The sequence below is a fragment of the Microbacterium caowuchunii genome (assembly GCF_008727755.1).
GTDB classification, from domain to species: Bacteria; Actinomycetota; Actinomycetes; order Actinomycetales; family Microbacteriaceae; genus Microbacterium; species Microbacterium caowuchunii.
Window position 1 is genome coordinate 2,373,555 of sequence record NZ_CP044231.1, and the last position, 24,356, is coordinate 2,397,910.

The following is a 24,356-nucleotide window of genomic DNA, read 5'->3' on the forward strand; positions in this document are numbered from 1 at the left end:
GTATGCGGGGCTACAGGGCGAAGATGTGCGCCAACGTCGATTCTATGCCCGCGCGGCTTCCGTGCCGGATGACCCCCGGGAGCTCGGTGACCGCGTGCAGGCGCGACATGGATCGGCGACGCGCCACCCGTGCGGTCCGACGCCACCCCTGACGCCACGCGAGTTCGCGCGCCTGCGCATAGTAGGTGCGCTCGTCCCGGAAACGCCGACCGTCCAGCAGTGTTTTCTGGGACGCGCTCCCCCCGTGTCGGCGGTAGGAGAAGGCGATCTCGGGGTTGTACGCCAGCGATCCCCCTTCGAAGGCGACGTCCATCAGGAGCGCGAGGTCCTGGATGATGGGCAGCCCTTCCCGGAAGTCGATCCGCTTGAGCGTCTCGGTGCGGAAGGTCAAGGACGGCCAGTAGAGCCAATCCCCGCGGATGAGCGACGTGGCCATCTGCTCGCCGCGAAGCGTGGTGATCCCCGGGCCCCGTGGCGCGAGCAGGCGCTGCTTCACCCTGTCCACCAAGGGCAGGATCGGGCGTCCGTCCCCGTCGATGACCTGGACGCCCGGCTGGATGACATCCACCTCCGGCGTGGCCGCGATGGTCGCATGGATGACGTCGAGATAGTTCGGGTGGAGGAGATCGTCGCACCCCAGGATCGTGAGGTAGTCGGACTCGGTCCGGCGGATCGCCTCCCGGTAGTTCTCCGTGATGCCGAGGTTCCGGGCGTTGCGGACGTAGTGGATCCGCTCGTCATCGATGGTCGCGAAATGCGCTGCCACACCCTCGTCCGGGTAGCAGTCGTCGATCACGGTCAAGCGCCAGTCTCCCCGTGACTGCGCGCGCACCGAGTCCACCGTCAGGTACAGCAGCTCGGGATCGCCCCAGAACGGGACCACCACGTCCACGCGCGTCATCGGTCGGCTCCGCACGCGATGACCCGGTAGAGCACGGCGGCTCCTTCGGAGTCGACCACTTCCACCGCGCCGGAGGCGGCGAGATCATCGAACCCCGGATAGGGGTGCTCCGCACCGTGCACCTCGCGGGATCCGAAGTCGAGCACGTACTCCACGTCCTTGACCTGGACCGCCGTGCACACCTCCGGTGCCGTCGTGGCCTCGTCCAGTCGATCGTTGATCAGGGCTGTCTCCTCGTCGATGTCCATGAGCGTGTGCGGCATCAAGACCTGCCGTCCGCTGAGCGCGTAGGCGAGACCGGCCCCGGTCCACGGGCTTCCCGCGATGACGGCGTCTTCCGGGACCTCGTCCGGCAGCCGACGAAGCAGCGCCATCTCGTCCTCGGAGACGAGAGCCGAATCCGCGGTCAGAGCGTACCCGGCCGCTGCCTTCTCGACGGCCTGAGCGACGGCTCCCATCTGTGTGCCGGCAACCAGGAGGACGAGCAGGCCCACCCCGATCGATCGCCGGACCCGGCCGCGTGCGTCGCCGGCCTTCACGGCACGATCGATCCGCACCCGCACCCGCGACCACACCGCCGCCGCGCCGAGGGCTGCGAGCGGCACGACCACGATCGGGACGATGGCCGCCAGGCGCGGGGCGTTGTTGTACCAGGATGCGGTGAGCAGATCGCGCAGAGTCGGCCAGGGCAGGGAGACTGCTGCGATGTACAGGAGCGACGTCGATGCGAACGCCGTGATGGCCCACACGTCGGCCGTCGTTCGACGACGGACGCACACCACCAGCCCGGCGACGAGCGCCGCCACCGCGATCACCGGGATCGCACCACCCCAGTACGAGAGCGTCATCGCTTCCCCCACGCCCTGTCCCAGGGTGAGCGTGGGCGGCCAGGTGCGAGCGTCCACCGGGGGCTTCAGCACCCGCCATGCGAGGAGCGCGGCCCCCACGTAAGCGAGGAAGCCGCCCGACGCGAGGATGAGCGGACGCTTGCGCGGTGCCGAGCGGAGGTACATGACGAATCCGATGAGCACGGCGATCGAGGCGAGCACCAGCCACGCCATGAAGGCGCCCGGGTGGGCGATGGCCAGGGCCGGAAGCGAGCCCAGCACGGCGATCACCCATATCCAGGTGACGCCCCGAGGCACGGAGACCACGCCGATGCGAAGGAGCGCGAGAACGGCCGCCAGCGCCGCAGGAACAACAGACAGGCCCAGCGCGAACGGGTACAGGACGCCGTAGTCCAGCGGGAGGAGCGGCATGGCGGGAAGCGCCGCGGCGAACACCCCCGCCGACAGCATCAGCGCCGTCCCACTGCCGAAGAGAGTACGGGTGAGGAGAACCGTGCCCGCGGGCCACAGGAGGCAGGCCGAGAAGAACACGAGGCCGTTCGAGGCCACCGCGATGTCGACACCCGTGATCTGCACCACGAGCGATGCGACCGCATGCCACGCAGACGGATAGAACCAGACGCCCCCGCTCTCGGAGGTCATCGACCCGAGGTGCAGAGGAGAGGCGTTGGCGGTGTCCAGCGCGTAACGGATGCCGTTCAGGTGGAAGATGTTGTCGAACGTCTGCGAGATGTTGCCGGGCGCCTGGATGACCTGACCGAGCTGGACCATCAGAATGCCCGCCGCAAGGATCAGGGCCGCGATGGTCGGCCAGTCTCTGCCTGCCGATCGGTGTAGTGGACGGCGCCGGAACCCGCCGGTGAGCGCACGGCTCGCTGCGATCCCTCCCCCGATGACGACGAAGACGGCGACGACGGGGAGAAGCCCCCACGGCAGTGCCAGCATCGGCGCGACGAGGGACGCCAGAACGACGACCGTCAGGCCGAAGGGGGCGGCCATCCCCCAGGCCCATAGTCCGCGCAGCCCGAGCAGGGCCGCCAATCCCAGCCCGGGAATCAGGATGATCGCTGCAGTCGCGGCGATCGCGACCCCGAGGTCGAGCCAAGTCATGCGTGTCGTCTCCCTGCGATCGTCGGGGCGCGGACGACGATCGACGGGAGAGTCTACCGGGGGTGGGCTGGACGCCCGCCCGGGAGGCCTACCGGCGCACACAGGGTCTATCAGGTTGATCCCAGGGGAGCGGATAGAGTGGATGTCCATGCTCCGCTGCGGCGGGCGTTCTGATATCCCCACCTGAGGTTGGATCGAGTGTCCGAGTATTCCGAACGAGTGAGCATTGTGATGCGCACGCGAAACCGGGCGCAGTTGCTCCGGCGTGCACTCGACGACGTCCTCGCCCAGACGTTACCCGACTGGCGCCTCATCGTCGTGAACGACGGCGGCGCCCGGATGCCGGTGGACGAACTCGTCGCCCAACGGCAGGAGGCGTTCCGGGGACGCATCGACGTCATCCACGTCGAAGGTGGGACCGGCTCCATGGAAGCCGCGGCGAACCTCGGCGCCCAGGCAGCCACGGGTGAATTCGTCGTGGTGCACGATGACGATGACACCTGGGCCGCGGATTTCCTGGAGCGTATGGTCCAGGCGCTCGACGCTGACCAGGAAGCCGTAGCGGCCGCAGCGCGTACCGAAATCGTCTACGAACGCCTCGATGGAGACCGCGAGGTCGAACTCGGGCGCACGCCCTTCGTTCCGCCGGGCGAGATGGTCACCATCTACGATCTGCTGCAGACCAACCGCGTCGTGCCCATATCTCTGCTCGTAAGACGGCGCGTGTACGACGAGATCGGCTGGTACGACCCCGCCCTCCGCGCCGTGGGCGACTGGGAGTTCAACCTGCGTCTCGTACGCCACGGCCGCGTGCTTTTCGTCGGAGAGACCCCCCTCGCCTTCTGGCATCAGCGCCCGCACGCCACCGGGTCGACCTCGAACAGCGTCTTCGGCGAGAGCCTCGACCACATGCAGTTCGACCGCATGGTCCGGGACAAGGCGCTCCAGGAATACATCGACCGGAACGGCATCGGCGGGCTGCTCTACCTCTCCAAGTACATCGAGGAGACCGCCCGCTATTACTCCGTCCAGCAGACCGCACGCCGCGCGCTGGCGCGAATGGCCGGCAAGCTCCGGCTCGGCCGCCGCCGCCGCCGCCGCTGAACACCGTCCGCCATCCCCACCCAGAAAGGGCTCCAGCTTGTCCCAGCGCGTAGCCGCGGTCGTCGTGACCTACAACCGCCTCGAGAAACTCAAGACCGTGCTCGAGCGTCTACGAGCCCAGACCACGCCGCCGGAGTGGATCGTCGTGGTCGACAACGCATCCACCGACGGGACGAAGGAGTTCCTCGCTGCGGAGACCATCAACGACGCGACACTCGACCTCACCCGCCTCGAAGAGAACACCGGCGGGGCAGGCGGGTTCGCCACAGGGATGAAGCGCGCCTATGAGCTCGGTGCGGACCTGTTCTGGCTGATGGACGACGACTGCTATCCGGAAGCGGACGCACTCGAACAGCTCGTCTCGGGGCATGCCGCCGCGATGGAGGCGACCCCCGGCGGCGTACCCTTCGCCTGTTCGCTCGTGTATTTCGACCACAACGTGCTCGCCGAGATGAACATCGCGGCCCCCGATTGGAAGTGGGCAGGCCTCTGGGCGCAGGGGCACCGGGCGGTCTTCGTCCAGACCTGTTCCTTCGTCTCGGCCCTCTACACCCGGGAGACCGTCGAACGGATCGGCCTCCCCCTGCGCGAGTACTTCATCTGGTTCGACGACGCGGCATACGCGAGGATGGCCGGCGCCGGGATCGGCCCCGGCGTGTGCATCCTCGACAGCAAAGTGATCCACGACACCCCCACGAACGTCTCAGGGGACTTCTCGAAGATCGACGATCAGAACATCTGGAAGTTCGCGTACGGTGCCCGGAACGAGGCGTCATACCATCTGCACCACGAGTCGCTTCTGTCGTACCTGCGGTTCTTCGCCCGCACCGAGATCCTCATGCACCGGGGCCGCGTACCGTGGCGACTGCGACGGCGGATCACCGGACGGCTGCTCGCCGCGATCAGGTTCAACCCGCAAGCAGAGCGGGTGGCCCCCGCCGCCGGGATCGCCCGATAGACCCCGCGCCCGTCGACACCTCGCTCTGGTCGTGGGACGCACTGCCCTCGGCCTCAAGCACCTAGAATTGGACCGCCCTGACCGGGCATGGCCGATGCCCGGAGGAATGCTATGCGCCTGAACACCAGGGACACCGCGGTGCTGGAAGCGCCCGGGCGCAACGTCGGCCTGCTGGATGTCTTCCGCCGCCGGTATCTGCTCTCGCTGATCGTGCGCAAGGAAGTCCAGATCCGCTATCGCGGATCGGTCCTCGGCTGGCTGTGGTCCTATGTGAAGCCGCTCGTGCAGTTCGCCGTGTTCTACGTGGCCATCGGCTACTTCCTCGGGATGAATGAGCGTGTCGAGTTCTTCCCGATCTACCTGCTCGCGGGGATCACCATCGTCACGTTCTTCAACGAGGCGTTCTCCAACGGAACGCGATCGCTCGTGGACAACGCTGCGCTCATCAAGAAGATCTACCTTCCGCGTGAGATGTTCCCGGTTTCGAGCATGTTGATCGCCGCGGTCAACACCATCCCTCAGATCATCGTGGTGCTCGTGATCACGCTCTTCTTCGGATGGTCTCCCACCTTCCTGCACATCGCCGCGATCGGTTTGGCGCTCTTCATCATCTCCGTGCTCGCAACGGGCTTGGGACTGCTCTTCGGCGCGATCAACGTCACCTTCCGCGACGCGCAGAGCTTCGTGGAAATCATCGTCATGTGCGCCGTGTGGGCGTCCCCGGTCATGTACCAGTGGCAGATGGTGGCGAACAGCGTGCCGGAATGGCTGTTCGTGCTCTACCGGCTGAACCCCCTCACACCCGCGGTGGAACTCTTCCATTACGGCGTGTGGTTCCCGCTGAGCCCCGTCGACGGCGAGGTCCTGCCGGGTCTCTGGACGTACTCCGCCATCGCCCTGGGCACTTCTTTGGTCCTCCTCGTCGTCGGACAGGCCGTCTTCCGCAAATTGGAGGGTCGTTTTGCACAAGACCTCTGACCCCGTGCACAGCACTCCCCGAATCCTGGTGGAGGACGTCCACAAGGATTTCAAGCTGCGACACACCCACTCCATCAAGGAGACGTTCGTCGCCGCTGTGCGACGGAAACCACTCACCACCGACTTCCATGCCCTTGACGGGATCTCCTTCGGCATCGGCGAAGGAGAGTCCGTGGCGCTCCTCGGGTACAACGGCTCAGGCAAGTCGACCACCCTCAAACTCCTCTCGGGCGTCCTCCAGCCCGACCGGGGAACCGTCCTCACCCGTGGACGTGTCGCCGGACTCATCGAGGTCGGAGCCGGCTTCCACCCCGATCTCTCCGGGCGGGAGAACATCTTCCTGAACGCCGCCATCCTCGGGATGAGCAAGGCAGAGACCGAGGCGCGCTACGACGACATCGTCGCTTTCAGCGAGATCGAGAAGTTCATCGACACGGAGGTCAAGCACTACTCCTCCGGGATGTTCCTTCGCCTCGCCTTTTCCGTGGCGATCCACACAGAGGTCGACATCCTGCTGATCGACGAGATCCTCTCCGTCGGTGACGAGCCCTTCCAGAAGAAATGCCTCGCTCGCATCCGCGAGCTCCATGACGCCGGGAAGACGCTCGTGGTCGTGTCCCACGATCTGGACATGGTCTCCAAGCTCTGCAGCCGCGGAATCCTGCTCCGTGACGGCAAGGTCGCGTTCGACGGCGCGAGTGACGAGGCCGTGGCCCTGATGCGCCGCTGACGTCATCGTCGCCCGTCGGACAGGGCCATCGACAGAATCGATATAGTCGACGGATGGTATCCTTCGGTCCCGTTCAGCGCGTGCGGAACGCCATCTCCCGATACCGCGAACTCGGCGATCGCGTCGAAGTCATGTCGCGGGAAGTCGCGGTCATCGCCGAAAGAGTGGACGGTCTCGGGCTTCTCCTCGAGCGCACCGCAGAACTGCGCAGCGAGATGGCAGCCCTCGCGGAACGCCTGGACACCATCGGCCAGGACACCACCCTCTCGAGGCGGGCGGCACAGATCGCCGCCCGCCACACCGGCCTGCGACGCTATCCGACCCGCGCCGTCTTCCTCATCCACAACCCCGCCGCCTGGGACTCGTACGGAGAACTCGTGCAACTCATGCGCGACTCACCGGATTTCGAACCCGTCGTCGTATCCATCCCCCATTTCTTCGCCGGGCCCGGTATCGCCAGCGGGGAAACAGCGGTGCACGATTTCCTCACCGCGGCGGATGTGCCGCATCTGCGGCTGCGCAGCGACGACGCGTCGGTCGCACCGGCCATGATCGACGCCCTCGACCCGGACCTGGTCTTCAGGCAGGGCCAGTGGGACGCGGACGTCGACACCGCCTTCTCCCCGGCCGCACTCGGTGGGGTCAGGTTGTGCCTCATCCCCTACGAGACCATGAACCCGACGCACAACGTTCCGTGGGGCGACCCGCCCGTGAACAGCGCGGTGGACATGACCCTCCACCGTCAGGCCTGGATGGTGTTCGTCGCGAACGATCTCGCCCTCGCCGTCGCTCGCGAGGAATCGTTGCTGCACGGACTGCAGTTCCGCGCCCTCGGACACCCCAAGGCGGACGCCCTGCGGCGCACCGAGCCCCGCTGGCCGATGGAGTCGGCGCACGGCGAACGCCGTCGCCGGATCCTCTGGTCGGCGCACCACTCGATCCTGAGTGGATGGAACGACTTCGGCACGTTCCCTGACGTCTGCGAGGACATGCTGGCGTGGGCCGCACAGGCGCCGGACATCGACTTCGTGTTCACCCACCACCCTCTGCTCCTCGGTACGCTGCATCGACCTGAGAGCGCGCTCTCCTTCGCCGGATACGAAGCCTGGCGTGCGCGGTGGGACGCGCTGCCGAACACCGTTGCGACGACGGACGCCGCCTACGCGCCGCTCCTGAAGGCGACCGATGTCCTCGTCACCGACGGGCCGAGCATGATGACGGAGGCGCAGGTCACCGGGACACCCGTGGTGTTCCTGGAGCGGGCGGAGCACATCGCGTTCAATCCGATCGGCGAGCGACTCGTCCGGGGCGTCCACGCTGTCCCCGACGTCGCACACGCTCGGGTGGAAGCATCGGCGCTTCTGGTCGGACCGGATCCGCTCGCCCATGTGCAGGAGCAGAACGTGCGCGAGCTCTTCGGGGCACCGGGTGCGGCCGAACGCATCCTCGACGCCATCCGCGTGCAGATCGAGATCGAGACCGGGGAGCGCCGCCGAACCTCCTAGAGTTCGGCGTGCAGCGCCCACACCCGGTCTGCGTGGTCCCGCCAGGAGAACGCCCGCCCGCGGTCCATGGCACGCACATGCGCGCGGTTGCGCGCATCGTCGGACGCCAGGGTCTGCGCCAGCGCCTCCCCGAGTCCTGCCGGAGGGACGGCGAGCCCGCCGTCGAGCAGGATCTCCTGGTGCACGGCGGAGTCAGCGGCGACCACCGGCCGGCCGAGCGTCAGCGCTTCGACGACCCGCCACGGGAAGGCGGTCAGCGACGACGGGGCCACGAGCGCGACGGCGGCATCGAGTACGGCTGCGCGATCGGCTGCCGGCAGCGCGGCCCGCGGATGCACGATCTCCGCCCGGAGACCCGCCGCGGCCGCGAGGTCCTGGACCTTCGGCTCCTGCCCCTCCGGCACGTCCAGCACGACGACCGCGTATTCCTCGTTCAGCGCGGACACGGCGGCGAGTCCGGCGGACAGCGCCTCGTCGTCGCATCGTGCGCCGGAGATCACGATGAGTTCGTCGGGCACGCCCAGGTCACGTCGCCTCCCCACGGCATCAGCGGGCACGGAGAATCCGATCGGCGCCGCACCGGAGATCACCCTGACCCGCCCGCGGAGCTTCGGGGCCGCCTCGGAGAGACCGGCGATCATCGCGTGGGCCGGCACGACCACCGCATCCGCATGCCTCTCGGCTCGCTTGAGCATCGCCCGGTTCCACGCGACGGTCCCCCGCGAGAACTGCTCCGGCGACTCCCACGCGCACAGGTCCCACAACGTGACGACCGTCTGGTCGTTCTCGTTGACCCGATCGTGCCGCACCAGGGGCGCCATCAGGGACGGCGAGTGGATCAGACCGCCGCCGATGCCGGGGGTCACCCCCAGCTGCCAGGATCCCGCCAGCCGGGACCGGGAGAACGGCGCCCTGGTCACGCTCGACACGTCGGCGACACCGGCCGCGGCCTCGACCGCGTCCGAGGGCACGATCACGGTGACATCGCATCCCCGGGGCGCTGTGGCGACGAGGGCACGGACGATCTGGGTACCGGCCTCCGCCACATCGGGATCGACGACGTCGACCAGCTGGTCCAGCACGACACGCAGAGAGACCGTCACACCACGAGCCTAGCCAGCAGCTGTGCGTCCGCCCTGAAAGAGCGCCGCACATCACCGCATCCGTGACTCAGCCGGCGGGTTCCGACGTCGCAGGAGGCGGCGGGTACAGCGTCTGCTGCACCAGCTCGTGGATGTACGCGTAGTCCGGGTCCCGGTCGTCGATGCCGTTCAGCGGGGTCAGCTCGATCGTGGTGATCGGCTGCTCCTTCGCCTTGATGGCGAGTTCCACGAAATACCCGAGCATCGACTGCGGGATATCGGTCTGCACGAGGTGCTGGCCCGCCGCGGCGACCTCCTGGAAACGGGTCAGCACGTTCGCCGGGGTGAACTGCGCGAGGATCGCCTCCTGCAACTGCCGCTGGCGCGTCATCCGATCCCAGTCGTTGGTCGTGTACCGCGACCGGGCGTACCACTGGGCGGTGTCGCCGTCCATATGCTGCTCGCCCGCCTCGATCCATCCGATCGCCCAGTCCTCGGCCGGCTGTCCGTCGTACGCCGGTCCGCCGCCCTTGGGCAACCGCTCGCTCACCGTGATGTCCACACCGCCCAGGGCGTCGATGAGCGCCGCGAACCCGTACATGTCGATGAACGCGTAGTACGGGATCTGGATGCCGAGGATGCCCTCCGCCGCGTCCTTGGTCGCCTCGATGCCGGGTTCGGACCCGTTCTCCACCGCATCCGGGTAGAGCGCGTTCCCGTCACCGCACACCTCGACCTCGGTGCGCAGCTGGTTGATGCCGCTCCCCCAGCCGCACGTGGGGCTGGTGTGGCTCTCATGACCGTTCGGGTACTTGTCCTGCAGGGGGCCGGGCGCGAAGGGGAAGCCGGGCATGTCCCGCGGGATACCGAAGATCGTCACCGCACCGCTGTCCGCGTTGACCGACACCACCGAGATGCTGTCGAACCGCATGGAGTCGCGTCCTTCGCCGCTGTCCGCACCGAGGAGCAGGATGTTGTAGTACCCGTCGACCGGTTCGATGGCCGGGCCCGTCTGGGTGAAGATCGCGCCGAGGGATTCCCGCGCCGAACCCGCGACGCCCGCCGCGTACACGGCGCCTCCGGTGGACAGGACCATCGCGCCGACGGCGAGCACACCGGTCGCCAGTCGCGCCCACGGCTTGACCTTCACGAACCGCACGAGCCGCAGGGTGTCGACGGTGAGGATGGCCCACAGCAGGGCGTAGGCCATCATCAGTCCCTGCGCGACGAGCAGCGGAATGCCGCGCAGCGCGCTGAGCCACTCCGGGATCCACGCTCCCGTCGCGAGGCCGACCAGTACCGCCGGCGAGGCGAGGGTCACGATGCCGATGAACACGAGGCACACCCACAGGAACAGCGTCGCACCGAGACCCACCCGGCCGAGCCGACGGTTGCCTGCGAGCGCCTGGGCGGAGCCCGGGATCAACAGGTTCAGCACCACGAGCCACCACGCCCGGCGGGTCATCACGTCTCGCGAGGAGCTGTCCGGATAACGGATCGGGTACGGGTTGACGAGGGACTGCGGCGCGCTCCCCCGTCCGATCCTCGGCGCGCTCGCCACGCTCACAGGGAGTCCTTCAGCCGCCGGTTCTTCTCCTCGACGACTTCTTCCAGCTCACGCGCGTAGGCCTCGACGCGATCGGCGAGGGCCGCATCCGCGACGCCCAGGATGCGGGCGGCCAGGAGCCCGGCGTTCTTGGCGCCCCCGATCGAGACCGTGGCGACGGGGATGCCGGCGGGCATCTGCACGATGCTGAGAAGGGAGTCGAGCCCGTCGAGGGTGGCGAGCGGCACGGGTACGCCGATCACGGGGAGCGCGGTGACCGAGGCCAGCATGCCCGGCAGGTGCGCAGCGCCCCCTGCCCCGGCGATGATGACCTTGATGCCCCGCCCACGCGCCTCGGTGCCGTAACGGTGCAGCTTCTCGGGCGTCCGGTGCGCCGAGACGACCTCGACCTCGTGCGGCACCCCGAACTCGGTCAGTGCCTCGGATGCCGCGCTCATCACGCGCCAATCGGAGTCGGATCCCATGACGACGCCGACCAGGGGCGCGTCGGAAGAGTGCAGTGGCCGGGTCACCCGAACAGGCTATTGCCCGGCGCTGCGAGTTTCCCGCAACGGCGCGCTCCGGAATCCCCGCCGCACGAGCCGGATCCCCCGCTCAGTCCGCGAAGTGTGCCGCCGCCGCACGCGCCTCGTAGGCGACGTCGTCGAGATCGTCGCCCACGACGGTGACGTGGCCGACCTTGCGTCCGGGGCGCGGCGCCTTGCCGTAGGTGTGGATCTTCGCCCGGGGATGGTCCGCCATCGCCGCGGCGAACCGGTCCTCGAGGGACCCGTCCGCCGGTCCGCCCAGCACGTTGATCATCACCGACCACGCCTCACGCGGCCGGGCATCCCCGAGGGGGAGGTCGAGGACCGCCCGCAGGTGCTGCTCGAACTGCCCGGTCACGGCACCGTCCTGCGTCCAGTGCCCGCTGTTGTGCGGGCGCATCGCCAGCTCGTTCACGAGGAGACGCTCGTCGGCCGTCTCGAACAACTCCACCGCCAGCATCCCCGTGACACCGAGCCCCTCGGCGATCGTGAGGCCGATGCGCTCCGCCTCCGCGGCGAGGCGCCCGGTCGCGCGCGGTGCCGGAGCCACGACCTCGGCGCAGACCCCGTCACGCTGGACCGTCTCGACGACGGGATAGGCCACGATCTGTCCGGAGGGACGACGGGCGACCTGCTGCGCGAGTTCGCGCGTGAAGTCCACGAGTTCCTCCGCCAGCAGTGCGCCACCGCGGGCGTCCTCGGCGAGCGCCGTGAACCAGTCCTCGGCCTCGGTCGCCGCCGAGACGACCCGCACGCCCTTCCCGTCGTACCCGCCGCGCGGCGTCTTCACGACCGCACGCCCGCCGTGGTCGTCGAGGAAAGCCTGGAGCTCATCGGCCGACGCCACCGCGGCCCAGTCCGGCTGCGGCATCCCGAGTTCCGCGAGACGAGCCCGCATCACGAGCTTGTCCTGGGCGAACTGCAACGCGTCCGGCCCCGGGTGCACGGCGACGCCGTCCTCGACGAGGGCGCGCAGGACGGGCTGCGGCACGTGCTCGTGGTCGAAGGTCAGCACGTCGACGTCGCGGGCGAACGCCCGCACGGTCTCGAGGTCGAGGTAGTCGCCGACCTGGGTGGCGGCGAGGGATGCGGACATCCCCTCCTGCTCGGCGAGGACCCGGATCTCCAGACCCAGCTCCACCGCCGGGGCGATCATCATCCGGGCCAGCTGCCCCCCGCCCACGACACCGACACGCATGGTCATCCGACTCCCTTTCGTCTTCGCCATTGTCCCCCACCGGGGCGTGCGTTCCGCTCCGAGCGAAGGCCGCTCAGGCGGATGCGTTCGGCAGCGGCGGCGCCGGCGGCAGGGGCTGCGCATCCCGGTGCGCGAGGATCTGGTTGACCTCCACCTGGTCCACGAGCACCTCGTGCACCAGCGCCACCTGCGGGATGTTCCGGAGCACGAGCGGCTGATCGATCCCGTCCGCGAGGAACAGCGAGCCGGTGCCCCACATCCGCTGCAGCAGCCCGCGGCGCTCGGTGATCGAATACCCGCGCACGTGGCTGAGCTCGCGTGCACGGCGGCGGAGGAGACCGGAGCGTTCGATGACGCGGCGGGTGGTGATCGTGTACGTGTGCGACCACCAGACCAGGAACGGCAGCACGACCAGCAGCAGGACCACCGCGCCCGCGGCGGCGAACAGCATCCAGTCCTCGAAGGGTTCCGGGAGGTTCCCGACCCCGTAGCCGACGATCCCGGCCACCGCGATCAGCACGAGCGCGGACCAGAACAACCGCCGCGCGTGGCCGCGGGTGCGCACCACCCGCATCTCGGGCGTGGGCACGCCGGGCGCGGGCGTCTGGGGCCGCGACAGCCCGAGTCCGGTCGGCATGGTCATGCTCCCATTGTGCGGGGTCGGGGCGGGGTCGGCTCGTCGCACACGCCCGAGGGGGCCGCGGTTCCGATCCGGCGGGGTCGTCTCAGCGCACGTGCGTGACGTCGCCGGCGGACACCGGGACCTCGGCGCCCTGGGACCGGACCACCAGGCGCCCGGACTCGTCGATGCGCTCCGCCCGTCCCACCAGCTGCGTGCCGTCGGGGAGCGAGACCGTCACGTCGGAACCGAGCGTCGCGCACAGGCGCTCGATCCCGCCCTTCACGCCGGCGGCCGACGCGTCGCCGCGCGCTGCGATCAGCGCCTGCACCTGCTCGTCGAGAGCGGAGAGGAAATCGGCCAGCAGGCGGTCCTCATCCGCCGTCCGGCCCATGACCTCGAACGAGGATGCGGTCGACACCGGGAGTTCGGTCTGCGGCATCCGCGTGTTCACACCCGCACCGACCACGACGGTGTCCGGATGGTTCGGCACGACCTCCGCGAGGATGCCGCAGATCTTCCCGCCGCCGGCGAGGACGTCGTTGGGCCACTTCAGCCCCACCCCGTGCGATCCGGACAGCTGCGCGGCGACCGCGCGCGTCATCGCCGCACCCGCCATGAGGGGGATCCAACCGCGCGCCTCGACGGGGAGACCGGGCACGCGGACGACGACCGATACGGCCAGCGCGGTGCCGGGAGGCGCCACCCAGGTGCGGTCGAGGCGGCCGCGGCCGTGCCGCTGATCGGTCGTGACCAGAGCCGACAGGTGCGGCCATCCCGCCTCGTCCTCGGTCACCGCGGCCACCACGTCCGCGTTGGTCGAATCGGTCGTCTCGACGACCTGGAGACGGGGACTGACGGCGGCGGCGAGCGGGAAGCCCTCGGCGGGGATCGACATGCCGCCCACCTTATGCCGTGGCCGGCGCCCTTCCGCTCCCTTGACAGGGACGCCGCCCGTGGTCACGGTCCCCCGCCGGATACGGAAGACCACACCTCCGGGGCGGAGGGCCCCACCTCCGGGCGGAGGGCCCCACCTCCGGGAAGAGGAGGATCCGCCGGGAGGAGGGGGTTCTCCGGCAGGAAGCCCTCGCATCGGGCGATCGTCCTCCGCCGGGTGCACCATGTCCGGCCGGGAAAAGCGGGTGTCTCCTCCTCCCCACCCCCGCTCACCCGCCGGGCGCCTGTGGAGACGTCTGCGCGAGACAGCTCGCCCCGGATGCTGAGGACATGAGCATCCGATCCCGGCTCCATCCGCTCGGGTTCCTGCATCGGGCCGATCTCCTGGACCTCGGGTGGTCGGCCGAACGGATCCGTTCGGCCACCGCGGACGAGGGGTGCACGCTCCTGCGTCGGCAGTGGATCGTGTCCCCGGAGGCGCCAGCGATCATCCGCAGCGCGGCGGCCGCCGGCGCGCGTGTCACGTGCGTCACGGCCACGGGTCTGCAGGGCGTCTGGCGGCCCGGACACGACGACACCGGGCACGTGCGGCTGCCGCCGCACTCGAGCGGTCGCTGCGAGGGGACGCGCGTGCACCGGTCGTTGGAGACGGTGGCGCCCCATCCCCGTTCCCTCATCGACCGTCTCGAGAACGCACTCGCCGCCGTGGCGGACTGTCTCGGGTACGAAGACGCGCTGGCCGTGTGGGAGTCCGCCGTTCGCATCGGCCTCGTCAGCCGGGAGCACCTCATGGCGGTGCCGTGGCGCGGTCCCCACGCCCGGCGCCTCGCCGCGGATGTGGGCGATCTGTCGGATTCCGGGTTGGAGACGCTCGGCCTCGTCCGCCTCGCGCGAGCCGGCGTGCGGATGCGGCAGCAGGTGCGGATCCTCGGGCACCGCGTCGACGGGCTGATCGGCACCCGCCTCGTGCTGCAGTTCGACGGGTTCGCCCACCATCGCGCGTCCGACCGCCGCCGGGACATCGCGCACGATCGACGGCTGCGGCTGAGCGGCTACACCGTGCTCCGTTTCGACTACCACGAGGTCGTCAACGACTGGCCGCGGGTGGAGCGCGAGATCCTGGCCGCCGTGGCGCAGGGGCTGCACCACCCGCCCCGGCTCCCGTGAGACGAGGGCTTTCCGCCGGGATGAGGACCGGCCGGTCACCGTTGCCCTCGGCCGGAGGGAATGCCCTCCGCCGGACCGGGGGGACGGACGCACCGTAGGCAGGAACGACGGGGACGCGCCCCGGGCGCTCGCACGAGCGATCGCACACAGCGGATGCGGCGAACCGCTGTCCAGACCCTCCAAGGTCGAGGCCGGGCCCGCCGATAGGGTGGAACGCGTGACGGACACCCCTGACATCTCGACCACGGCCGGCAAGATCGCCGACCTGCGCCTGCGATACCAGGAGGCGGTGCTCGACGCGGAGCGGATCGCCCAGGAGAAGCAGCACGCCAAGCACAAGCTCACCGCCCGCGAGCGCATCGAGCTGCTCGTGGACCACGGCAGCTTCGTCGAGATGGACGAGTACGTGCGCCACCGCACGACCGCCTTCGGCATGGACAAGTCACGTCCCTACGGCGACTCCGTCGTCACCGGCACCGGCACCATCCACGGCCGGACCGTCGCGGTGTACTCGCAGGACTTCTCCACCTTCGGCGGCTCGCTGGGCGAGGTCGCCGGCGACAAGATCATCAAGATCATGGAGTTCGCGCTCCGCGGCGGCATACCCTGCATCGGCATCCTCGACTCCGGTGGCGCCCGCATCCAGGAGGGCGTCGTCGCCCTCGGCAAATACGGCGAGATCTTCCGGCTGAACACGCAGGCATCCGGGGTGATCCCGCAGATCTCCATCATCATGGGTCCGGCCGCCGGCGGAGCGGTGTACTCCCCCGCGCTCACCGACTTCGTCGTCATGGTCGACAAGACCAGCCAGATGTTCGTCACCGGCCCCGACGTGATCAAGACCGTCACGGGCGAGGACGTCGGGATGGAGGAGCTCGGCGGCGCCTACACGCACAACACCCGGTCCGGCGTGGCGCACTACCTCGCCGAGGACGAGGATGACGCGATCGACTACGTGCGGACGATGCTCGGCTTCCTCCCCGACAACAACATGGCCGAGATCCCGGCCTACGAGAGCGCCTTCGAGTTCGAGACGACGGATGCGGACCGGTTCCTCAACACCGTCATCCCCGACTCGCCCAACCAGCCGTACGACATCCACCAGGTCATCGAGCACATCGTCGATTCCGGCGAGTTCCTCGAGGTGCAGCCCCTGTTCGCGCCGAACATCGTGATCGGGTTCGGTCGCGTGGAGGGCCGCTCGGTCGGCATCATCGCGAACCAGCCTTCGCAGATGGCGGGCACACTGAACATCGAGGCCGGCGAGAAGGCCAGCCGCTTCGTCCGGTTCTGCGACGCGTTCTCCATCCCGATCGTCACCCTGGTGGACGTCCCCGGCTACCTTCCCGGCACCGACCAGGAGTGGACGGGCGTGATCCGCCGCGGCGCCAAGCTCCTCTACGCCTACGCCGAGGCGACCGTTCCCCTGGTGACCGTGATCCTGCGGAAGGCCTACGGCGGCGCCTACATCGTGATGGGCTCCAAGCAGCTCGGTGCGGACGTCAACCTGGCCTGGCCCACGGCCGAGATCGCCGTGATGGGCGGACAGGGCGCGGTCAACATCCTGTACCGCGGCGAGCTGAAGCGCGCCGAGCAGGCGGGCGAGGACGTCGCCGCCGTGCGGACGAAGCTCGCGAACGAATACACCTACAACGTCGCGTCGCCGTTCCTCGCCGCCGAGCGCGGCGAGCTCGACGGCATCATCGAGCCGGCGCAGACGCGCGTGGCCATCGCCAAGGCCTTGCGCTCGCTGCGCGGGAAGCGCGCCAGCCTCCCGCCGAAGAAGCACGGGAACATCCCGCTGTGACCGGCGACGCGGAAGACACGCGCCTGCGGGTCGAGGTGCGCCGGGGCAACCCCTCCCCGGACGAGCTCGCTGCCGTCGTCGCGGTGGTCAGCGCGGGGTACACCCAGGAGTCCGAGGAGGCCCGCGCCGAGGAGAATCGCCGGTCCGCGTGGGAGCTCTCCCGGCGCGGAATGCGCACTCCCCTGCGTCGCGACATCGGCTGGGGCCGGTTCGGCGGCTGAGCCCGCCGAAAGTGTCCCCCAAAGTACCTACAGACGGAGTTTGCACCCGGCACGGATACTTGAGGAGCTGGAACGCATTCATGCGTTCGGTCGTTCCGCCAGAAGCCACGCTTCCGGCCGCGAACGATCCCGCAGACGGTTTTCGGGTAACTGTCTGCCTGGGGCGGGGGGCGTGCGTATCGCCGCCTCCCGCTCCCTCTCTTCTCCGGACGCGTTCGGACCCTGCGCAGCGGCGCGCTCAGCGGCGGGAACCGCGCGCTCCGCCGCCGCACCGGTGCCCCGGAGGATCCGCGCTCAGCGCCCGGGGTGCTCTATCTCTCGCCACAGGTCGACGCTGTCCTCGTCCGACAGGCCGAGGGTCGACGAGGCCCGCCCGACGACCGTCACCGCGACGCGGTCGTCCGATGACGTCCGGATGTAGAGCCGCTCCGACCGGGCACTGCGCAGCGTCTCGGCGAGCTGGACGCGGATCTCGTGCAGCTGGGACTCCTCGAGCTCGTCCAGTCCGCCCTCGTCCAGCACGGTGACCAGCGCACCGCGGCGACGTGCCGCATCGAGCGCCGCGCGGACGTCGGCATCCAGCAGACGCGGCCCGCGGAGTTCGTCCCGCAGCCGCCCCTCCGCGATGCGTGCCTCGGTGCGTTCCTCCTCGGTCAGCCTGCCCCCGCTGGCGATGGTGCGCGCCAGCACAGGGCCCGCCACCGCCAGCGCCCGCTGCACCTGGATGCGGCGCTCGCGCTGCTGACCGCCCTGGGCCGCCTGCACCGCCGACGCCGTGCGCTGGAGGTCGCCCAGCCGTTCGGTGTCGCGGGCGGCGGCGTCGAGGGCGTTGGTGAAGAACTGTGCGCCCGTCACCCAGACGATCGACCCGACGAGGCCGAGGCCGAGGGCAGGCAGCGGCCCGAGCAGGAACATCGACCACCCCGCCAGGACCGCCGTACCGCTCCACGCCGGCCACGGACGACGCCGGATCACGAGGATGGTCATCAGCGCGCCGAGCCCACCGATGTACCAGGTCGCGTACTGCTCGGTGAGCCCGTCCGGCCCGACCCCGATGGTGACCATGGGCGGGAGCACCATCGACACCGCGAGGGCGAAGAGACACGCCCACATCGGCAGCCGGTCGGACCCGCGCGCGACCGTCACGCTGCTGCTCCGTGCCTTCAGCCCGGTCGGCATCCCCCAGAAGATGCAGAGCCACGCCGTCAGGAGATAGAGGATCATCGACCCCCACAGCAGCGCGGGGACCTCCACGGGGCCGGTCACCCACGAGGCCCGGGCGACGAGGAAGGCGGTGAACGCGAATCCCAGGAACGTCGTCACGAAGCGGATGCTGATCATTGCGTCGCCCCCTGCCGCCAGATCATCGTGACCCGGGTCCCGGAGTCGTCGGAGTCCACCGAGGCCTCGCCGCCGAATGCGCTGACCCGGGCCAGGATCGACGCGCGGATGCCGAGCCGGTCGTCCGGAACGGTGTCGATGTCGAATCCGGGGCCGGCGTCCCGCACGCGGATGGCGACGCCGTGCGGCGCGGGCCGTCCGTCGACCGACACCTGCAGTCCCGCGGCGTCCGCGTGCTCGACGGCGTTGGAGACCGCCTGTGCCGTCGCGAGGACGAGCGCACGGGCCACGCGTCCGGGGACGGCGGGCGTGTCCGGATGCAGGTCCACCCGCAGGATCGACTCGTCGCCGGGCGCCGGCACGAGCGCGCGGATGTCGGCGACGATCGCGTCCGCGGTGACGGGTGCGTCGCTCCCCTCTCCCACGTCGCGGTCCGTGTTGGCCAGCCGCGTGAGCGCCTCCCGTGCCATGGAGACGGCCAGGTCGCGCTCCCGGGGGCTCTCGGCCCGCGCGGCGGCCAGCAGGGCCGCCAGCACGCTGTCGTGCATGAGCGCGGCCACGGCGACGCGCTCGCGCTCGGTGGCACTGACGGCCGCCGCCTGCGCGTAAGAGCTCACAGCCCGCTCACGCCGCTCGTCGATCGTGGAGGCCGCCGTGCGGAAGGTCCACGCGAGCACCGCGAGTACTCCGCCGAGGATGAGCGAGTAGACGGTGTCGAGCGACACCGCGATCCAGGCCACCGGCTCGAATCCGAGCTGCACCATCCGGACCAGTCCGTACAGGACCGGGATGGCGATCGTGAGCACGATGTGGATGCGCCGGGGCATCACGATCACCGCGGCCACGGTCGCGACCGTCACCAGGAAGTAGGTCCAGGGTTGGTAGGCGACCGGGGTGTCCGACCCCTCGGTCGCGATCGGCCAGAGGACGAGGACGAGCATGTAGCAGACGACGAAGAGGGTGCCGCCGGTCTTCACCGCACGCCCGACGAAGAACGACAGCTCCATCACCAGCAGGGGTACGAAGGCCAGCAGTGGCAGGGCGATGTCCCAGCCCGGGTTCATGTCCGTCGAGCCGAGCGCCGCGAAGAAGGCCTGGGCGCCGAGTGCGAGGAAGCCGATCGCGACCGACACCGCCATGACGCGTTCCACCCGCTCGCGGGTGAACGACGCGATCCCGGGGCCTCCGGCCTGTTCCGCCAGGTGGCTCACGGCTGCCGCCGGGCGCCGTCCGCACCGGCCGGGAACTCAGACAACAACCCGTCCTCGAGGGCCCGCCGCAGCAGATCGACCTTGGTCGGCGCGGGACGGCCCACCTCCACGTACTTGACGCGGATGCGGGTGATGTTCTCCTTCGCGGTGGAGAACGCGATGCCGAGCCGGTCCGCGACGATCTTCAGCGGCAGCCCGGCCGCGTAGAGCTTGAGCACCTCGCGCTCGCGGGTGGACAGCTGCGCGTCGGCGAAGGCCCGGTCCCCGGCGATGGCGCTGGCCCACTCGACCGTGTTGAACACCTCGCCGCGGGCGACGGTGGCGATGGCGCCCACGACGTCCTCGATGGGCGAGGACTTGCTGATGACTCCCGCCGCGCCGGCGACGAGCGCTTCTCGGACCGCGGCCGGTCGGTCGGCGACGCTGTAGATGATCACGGCCGACCCCTCCGCGACCAGGCGCGACACGTTCTCGCTGACCGTCGTGCCGTCGCCGAGCGTGAGATCCAGGACCACCACGTCGGCCGGATCAGCGTTCGCCCCGCGCCGCCAGTCGAGGTACGCCGTCACCGTCGACCCGGAGAAGATCACTTCGGTGTTCCCGGTGCGTGCACACGCCGCCTCCACCCCGAGTCGGACCGACTCGTGGTCGTCGACGAAAGCGACACGCGTCATGCGCTCATGCTACCGGCGCACGCTCACCGCGTGAGCGCGACGACGGCCTCGATGTGATGCGAATGGGGGAACAGGTCCACGGCGCGCACGGCGGTCGCGGCGTAACCCGACTCCCGGAAAACCGCGAGATCACGTGCCAGCGCGACCGGATCGCAGGCGACGTAGACGATCGCCTTCGGCCCGAGCCCCACGATCGCACGCGCCGTCGCCTGCCCGGCGCCCGCGCGTGGCGGATCGAGCACGACGACGCCGCGGGCCAGTCGTTCGCGTTCTGCTGCTCCGGCTCCCGCGGCGAGGGCGCTGACCCATCGCTCGACCCGGGCGGTCTCCGCGCGGGCGCCCACCCAGCCGGCGAGGTTCTCGCCGGCGTGCTCGGTCGCGCGCGCATCCGATTCGACGGTCGTCACACGCACGCCGTCGCCGACGACGTCGCCGATCGCCGCAGCCAGGAGGCCGACTCCGCCGTAGAGGTCCAGGTGCCACCCGTCCGCATCCGCCTGCACGTCGCGCAGCGCATCGGAGACGAAGCCGGTGAGGGTGTGCGCGGCGAGGCGGTGCACCTGCCAGAAACCACCCGCGTCGACACGGAACTCCCGCGAACCGACGACCTCGCGGACGACCTCCGGAGTATGGCGTCGCGCCGGACGCGCGTCCGGGCGCGGAAGCACACGGACGCGGCCGTCCGCGGGCTGGACCAGGTCGATGCGCCCCGGGCGCCCGTGGTCGAGGCGTGCTGCCGCCTCGGCGATCGCCGCGGTGGCCAGCGGGAGCTCGGTCACCGGGACGACCCGGTGGCTGCGCGCCCCGAACGGGCCGATCCGCCCCGCGTCGTCGACGTGCAGGCTGACCCGCGTGCGCCACCCGGTACCGTCCTCGCTCTCCTCGTCGACCGAACCGTCCGCGCGACGCAGCGGAAGCGGCGCCTCGATCGTGGCAGGGACGTCGAGCTTGCCGATGCGGGCGAGGGCGTCCTCGACGACCCGCAGCTTCAGAGCGCGCTGGTGGGCGAGCTCGATGTGCCCGAAGTCGGCGCCTCCGGGCCGCTCGTCCGCAGGGGTGGAAAGGTCCGCCTGGGCCCAGATGTGCGGCCGCCGGTGCGGCGACGCCTCGAGCACCTCTCGCACCTCGCCCCGCCAGAACGCCGCTTTGCGGGTGTCCACGAGCTGCACGCGCACGCGTTCGCCGGGGATCGTGTCCGGCACGAACACGACGCGGCCGCGTTCGCCGGGAGCGCCGTACCTGCCGACGAACACGCCGCCGTGTGCGACATCGGTGATCTCGAGTTCGATGACGTCGCCGTTTTCCATCCTTCGAGCCTTTCACACGACGGACCCGGCCGGGACCGCCCGACCGACCGACCGGGCTAGCGTGGGGACATGCGCATGCTGCTGGCCTCGACCTCCCCCGCCCGACTCATGCTGCTGCGGCAGGCGGGCGTCGAGCCGGAGACGCAGTCGCCGGACGTCGACGAGGAAGCGGTCGTCGCCGCAGTGGAGGCCGCGGAGGGCAGGACCCTGGCGCCCGACGAGCACGTCCTGCTGCTCGCCCGCCGCAAGGCCGCGGCCGTCGCCGCCGCCATCTCGGCCGACGAACCCGGCTTCGACGGGCTCATCGTCGGCGGCGATTCGATGTTCGAGCTCGACGGCGAGATCCTCGGCAAGCCCTACACCGCGGAGGCGGCGATCGCCCGCTGGCACGGGATGCGGGGGCGCACCGGCATCCTGCATTCCGGCCACAGCGTCTGGCGACTGGCGCCCGGGACCGACCCCGTCGAGGCCCACGCGGTAGCCCAGGCCGCGGTGACCTTCGCCGCCGATGTGACCGACGCCGAGATCGAGGCCTACGTGGCCACCGGTGAACCGCTCCTGGTGGCCGGCGCGTTCACCGTGGACAGCCTGGGGGGTCCGTTCATCACGCGTGTGGACGGGGACCCCTCCACCGTGGTCGGGATGTCGCTGTCGACGCTGCGGCGGCTCTGCGGCGAACTCGACGTGGCCTGGCCGAGCCTCTGGAACCGCTCGTAGGATTCCACCCACGATTTCGCGGCGGCTTTGTGTCGTTCGGTCAAAAGCACCCGCACGGGGCTCGCTAGGCTGGCATCCATGCCTCGAATCGCCAAGGTCCTCATCGCGAACCGCGGCGAGATCGCCGTCCGCATCATCCGTGCCGCCCGCGACTCCGGCAAGGCCTCCGTGGCCGTGTATGCCGACCAGGATCGCGACGCCCTCCACGCCCGCCTCGCCGACGAGGCGTACTCGCTCGACGGCGCCACCAGCGCCGACAGCTACCTCTCGATCGAGAAGATCCTCTCCATCGCCCGCCGCTCCGGTGCGGATGCGGTGCACCCGGGCTACGGTTTCCTCGCCGAGAACGCGGAGTTCGCGCGCGCCGTCATCGCGGCCGGTCTCGTCTGGATCGGCCCCTCGCCCGACGCGATCGAAGCGCTGGGAGACAAGGTGACCGCCCGGCACGTGGCGGAGAAGGTCGGCGCACCGCTCGCCCCCGGAACCCCGGGTCCCGTCGCGGGCCCCGAGGAGGTCGTCGCGTTCGCCGAGATCCACGGACTGCCCATCGCGATCAAGGCCGCCTACGGCGGCGGCGGCCGTGGCCTGAAGGTCGCACGCACCTTCGACGAGATCGAGGAGATGTTCGAGTCGGCCACGCGGGAGGCGATCACCGCCTTCGGCCGCGGCGAGTGCTTCGTCGAGAAGTACCTCGACAAGCCGCGCCACGTGGAGACCCAGTGCCTCGCGGACGCCGCGGGCAACGTCGTCGTCGTCTCCACGCGCGACTGCTCCCTGCAGCGCCGCCACCAGAAGCTCGTGGAAGAGGCCCCCGCGCCCTTCCTGTCCGAGGACCAGAACCGCACCCTCTACGAGGCATCCAAGGCGATCCTGCGCGAAGTGGGGTACATCGGCGCCGGCACGTGCGAGTTCCTCATCGGCGCCGACGGCACCATCTCCTTCCTCGAGGTCAACACCCGCCTGCAGGTCGAGCACCCGGTCTCCGAGGAGGTCACCGGCATCGACCTGGTCGGCGAGCAGTTCCGCATCGCGGAGGGCGAGCTGATCGGATACGACGACCCGGTCGCATCCGGGCACTCGATCGAGTTCCGCATCAACGGTGAGGACCCGGGGCGCGGGTTCCTGCCGCAGCCCGGCCCGATCAGCGTCTTCAAGACGTTCGGCGGCCCCGGCATCCGTCTCGACTCCGGGGTGACCGCGGGCGACTCGGTCTCCGGCGCGTTCGACTCCCTGCTCGCGAAGATCATCGTCACCGGTCGCGACCGCGACGAAGCGCTGGCACGTGCACGGCGTGCACTCGACGAGTTCGAGGTCGCCGGACTCCCGACCGTGCTGCCCTTCCACCGTGCCGTGGTGCGTGACCCCGCCTTCACCGCGGAGGACGGCACCTTCGGCGTCTTCACCCGCTGGATCGAGACCGAGTTCGCCGGAAACCTGCCCCCCTGGGACGGCGAGCTCGGCGACCCGGTACCCGCGGAGAGCCGCCACACCGTCGTCGTCGAGGTCGGTGGCAAGCGGCTGGAGGTCAGCCTGCCCGATCGCATCGCTGCCCCGCCGGCGTCCTCCGGCCGACCGGCCGTCGTGCCCCCGTCACGGCGCTCGCACCAGACCTCGGTGCCCTCGGGAGCCTCGGGTGATGCGGTCAAGGCGCCCATGCAGGCCACGATCGTGAAGATCTCCGTCGAGGACGGGCAGCAGGTCGTCAAGGGCGACCTCGTCGCCGTCCTCGAGGCGATGAAGATGGAACAGCCGATCCAGGCGCACAAGGACGGCGTCATCGGAGCCATCAACGGCGAGCCCGGAACGACCGTCTCCGCCGGCCACCAGCTGCTGACGATCTCCTAGCGGGGATCGCGCCGCGCGGAGGACGACACGCCCCGCGCGGCG

The 24,356-nt window shown here is 70.0% G+C and carries 22 protein-coding genes; 10 read left to right on the forward strand and 12 right to left on the reverse strand.

The genetic code is table 11. The annotated features are described in order from the left end of the window. Positions 1-10: 10 nt before the first annotated feature. Together F6J84_RS11380 and F6J84_RS11385 are read right to left on the reverse strand one after the other, a co-directional pair. Positions 11-901 carry a glycosyltransferase family 2 protein gene (locus F6J84_RS11380; protein ID WP_150973842.1) on the reverse strand — a complete coding sequence of 297 codons (891 nt, stop codon included), beginning with the start codon at positions 899-901 and terminating at the stop codon, positions 11-13. Next, positions 898-2,859 (reverse strand): DUF6541 family protein, encoded by a 1,962-nt coding sequence (locus F6J84_RS11385; RefSeq protein WP_150973844.1) that lies wholly within the window; start codon positions 2,857-2,859, stop codon positions 898-900. Before F6J84_RS11385 ends, F6J84_RS11380 begins: the two co-directional genes overlap by 4 nt. Before the next feature lie 231 nt (positions 2,860-3,090). On the opposite strand from F6J84_RS11385, the gene F6J84_RS11390 reads away from it, so the two are divergent. From F6J84_RS11390 to F6J84_RS11410, 5 genes are all read left to right on the forward strand, one after another. After that, positions 3,091-3,963, forward strand: a complete 873-nt coding sequence (locus F6J84_RS11390) for a glycosyltransferase family 2 protein (protein WP_150973846.1) — start codon at positions 3,091-3,093, stop codon at positions 3,961-3,963. A 37-nt stretch (positions 3,964-4,000) separates the two neighbouring features. After that, positions 4,001-4,921 carry a glycosyltransferase gene (locus tag F6J84_RS11395; protein ID WP_150973848.1) on the forward strand — a complete coding sequence of 307 codons (921 nt, stop codon included), beginning with the start codon at positions 4,001-4,003 and terminating at the stop codon, positions 4,919-4,921. 111 nt (positions 4,922-5,032) lie between these two features. After that, positions 5,033-5,899, forward strand: a complete 867-nt coding sequence (locus tag F6J84_RS11400; protein ID WP_150973850.1) for an ABC transporter permease — start codon at positions 5,033-5,035, stop codon at positions 5,897-5,899. Positions 5,900-5,903: 4 nt separating this feature from the next. After that, the gene (locus F6J84_RS11405; RefSeq protein WP_420846157.1) at positions 5,904-6,629 is read left to right on the forward strand and encodes an ABC transporter ATP-binding protein; all 726 of its coding nucleotides are present in this window, start codon (positions 5,904-5,906) and stop codon (positions 6,627-6,629) included. 53 nt (positions 6,630-6,682) lie between these two features. Further along, positions 6,683-8,134: a hypothetical protein gene (locus F6J84_RS11410; protein WP_150973854.1), complete on the forward strand. Its 1,452-nt coding sequence runs from the start codon at positions 6,683-6,685 to the stop codon at positions 8,132-8,134. Here the strand turns inward: F6J84_RS11410 and F6J84_RS11415 are convergent. From F6J84_RS11415 to F6J84_RS11440, 6 genes are all read right to left on the reverse strand, one after another. Beyond that, entirely contained in the window at positions 8,131-9,237 is a 1,107-nt protein-coding gene (locus tag F6J84_RS11415; protein ID WP_150973856.1) for a glycosyltransferase, read from the reverse strand. The two genes, F6J84_RS11410 and F6J84_RS11415, sit on opposite strands and share 4 nt — an antisense overlap. Before the next feature lie 67 nt (positions 9,238-9,304). Next, the gene (locus F6J84_RS11420; RefSeq protein ID WP_150973858.1) at positions 9,305-10,783 is read right to left on the reverse strand and encodes an LCP family protein; all 1,479 of its coding nucleotides are present in this window, start codon (positions 10,781-10,783) and stop codon (positions 9,305-9,307) included. Then, complete coding sequence (gene purE, locus F6J84_RS11425; RefSeq protein ID WP_150974795.1) at positions 10,780-11,247, reverse strand: 5-(carboxyamino)imidazole ribonucleotide mutase; 468 nt, start codon at positions 11,245-11,247, stop codon at positions 10,780-10,782. The genes F6J84_RS11420 and purE overlap by 4 nt, the downstream gene beginning before the upstream one ends. Before the next feature lie 130 nt (positions 11,248-11,377). After that, complete coding sequence (locus tag F6J84_RS11430) at positions 11,378-12,538, reverse strand: 5-(carboxyamino)imidazole ribonucleotide synthase (RefSeq protein ID WP_150973860.1); 1,161 nt, start codon at positions 12,536-12,538, stop codon at positions 11,378-11,380. Positions 12,539-12,581: 43 nt separating this feature from the next. Next, complete coding sequence (locus F6J84_RS11435; protein WP_150973862.1) at positions 12,582-13,151, reverse strand: PH domain-containing protein; 570 nt, start codon at positions 13,149-13,151, stop codon at positions 12,582-12,584. Positions 13,152-13,233: 82 nt separating this feature from the next. Then, positions 13,234-14,025 (reverse strand): biotin--[acetyl-CoA-carboxylase] ligase, encoded by a 792-nt coding sequence (locus F6J84_RS11440; protein ID WP_150973864.1) that lies wholly within the window; start codon positions 14,023-14,025, stop codon positions 13,234-13,236. 329 nt (positions 14,026-14,354) lie between these two features. Here F6J84_RS11440 and F6J84_RS11445 point away from each other — a divergent pair, with 329 nt between their 5' ends. The 3 genes from F6J84_RS11445 to F6J84_RS11455 all read left to right on the forward strand — a co-directional run bounded on the left by F6J84_RS11445 (position 14,355) and on the right by F6J84_RS11455 (position 17,219). After that, positions 14,355-15,191 carry an endonuclease domain-containing protein gene (locus tag F6J84_RS11445; protein ID WP_150973866.1) on the forward strand — a complete coding sequence of 279 codons (837 nt, stop codon included), beginning with the start codon at positions 14,355-14,357 and terminating at the stop codon, positions 15,189-15,191. A gap of 217 nt (positions 15,192-15,408) precedes the next feature. Further along, entirely contained in the window at positions 15,409-16,998 is a 1,590-nt protein-coding gene (locus F6J84_RS11450; RefSeq protein ID WP_238702473.1) for an acyl-CoA carboxylase subunit beta, read from the forward strand. Continuing rightward, the gene (locus F6J84_RS11455; protein WP_150973869.1) at positions 16,995-17,219 is read left to right on the forward strand and encodes an acyl-CoA carboxylase epsilon subunit; all 225 of its coding nucleotides are present in this window, start codon (positions 16,995-16,997) and stop codon (positions 17,217-17,219) included. The genes F6J84_RS11450 and F6J84_RS11455 overlap by 4 nt, the downstream gene beginning before the upstream one ends. 294 nt (positions 17,220-17,513) lie before the next feature. On the opposite strand, the gene F6J84_RS11460 is transcribed toward F6J84_RS11455, so the two are convergent. From F6J84_RS11460 to F6J84_RS11475, 4 genes are read right to left on the reverse strand one after another with little or no spacing between them, the layout of a single operon-like run. Further along, a complete protein-coding gene (locus F6J84_RS11460) occupies positions 17,514-18,560 on the reverse strand; it encodes a hypothetical protein (RefSeq protein WP_150973871.1) in 1,047 nt (348 codons plus the stop codon). Continuing rightward, the gene (locus tag F6J84_RS11465; protein WP_150973873.1) at positions 18,557-19,771 is read right to left on the reverse strand and encodes a sensor histidine kinase; all 1,215 of its coding nucleotides are present in this window, start codon (positions 19,769-19,771) and stop codon (positions 18,557-18,559) included. The genes F6J84_RS11460 and F6J84_RS11465 overlap by 4 nt, the downstream gene beginning before the upstream one ends. Next, positions 19,768-20,445 carry a response regulator transcription factor gene (locus tag F6J84_RS11470; RefSeq protein WP_150973875.1) on the reverse strand — a complete coding sequence of 226 codons (678 nt, stop codon included), beginning with the start codon at positions 20,443-20,445 and terminating at the stop codon, positions 19,768-19,770. The genes F6J84_RS11465 and F6J84_RS11470 overlap by 4 nt, the downstream gene beginning before the upstream one ends. Positions 20,446-20,468: 23 nt before the next feature. Then, positions 20,469-21,752, reverse strand: a complete 1,284-nt coding sequence (locus tag F6J84_RS11475) for a class I SAM-dependent RNA methyltransferase (protein WP_150973877.1) — start codon at positions 21,750-21,752, stop codon at positions 20,469-20,471. A 69-nt stretch (positions 21,753-21,821) separates the two neighbouring features. Here F6J84_RS11475 and F6J84_RS11480 point away from each other — a divergent pair, with 69 nt between their 5' ends. Both F6J84_RS11480 and F6J84_RS11485 read left to right on the forward strand, forming a co-directional pair. Next, positions 21,822-22,469 (forward strand): Maf family protein, encoded by a 648-nt coding sequence (locus tag F6J84_RS11480; protein ID WP_150973879.1) that lies wholly within the window; start codon positions 21,822-21,824, stop codon positions 22,467-22,469. 78 nt (positions 22,470-22,547) lie between these two features. Beyond that, positions 22,548-24,314 (forward strand): acetyl/propionyl/methylcrotonyl-CoA carboxylase subunit alpha, encoded by a 1,767-nt coding sequence (locus F6J84_RS11485; RefSeq protein WP_150973881.1) that lies wholly within the window; start codon positions 22,548-22,550, stop codon positions 24,312-24,314. Positions 24,315-24,356: the final 42 nt, after the last annotated feature.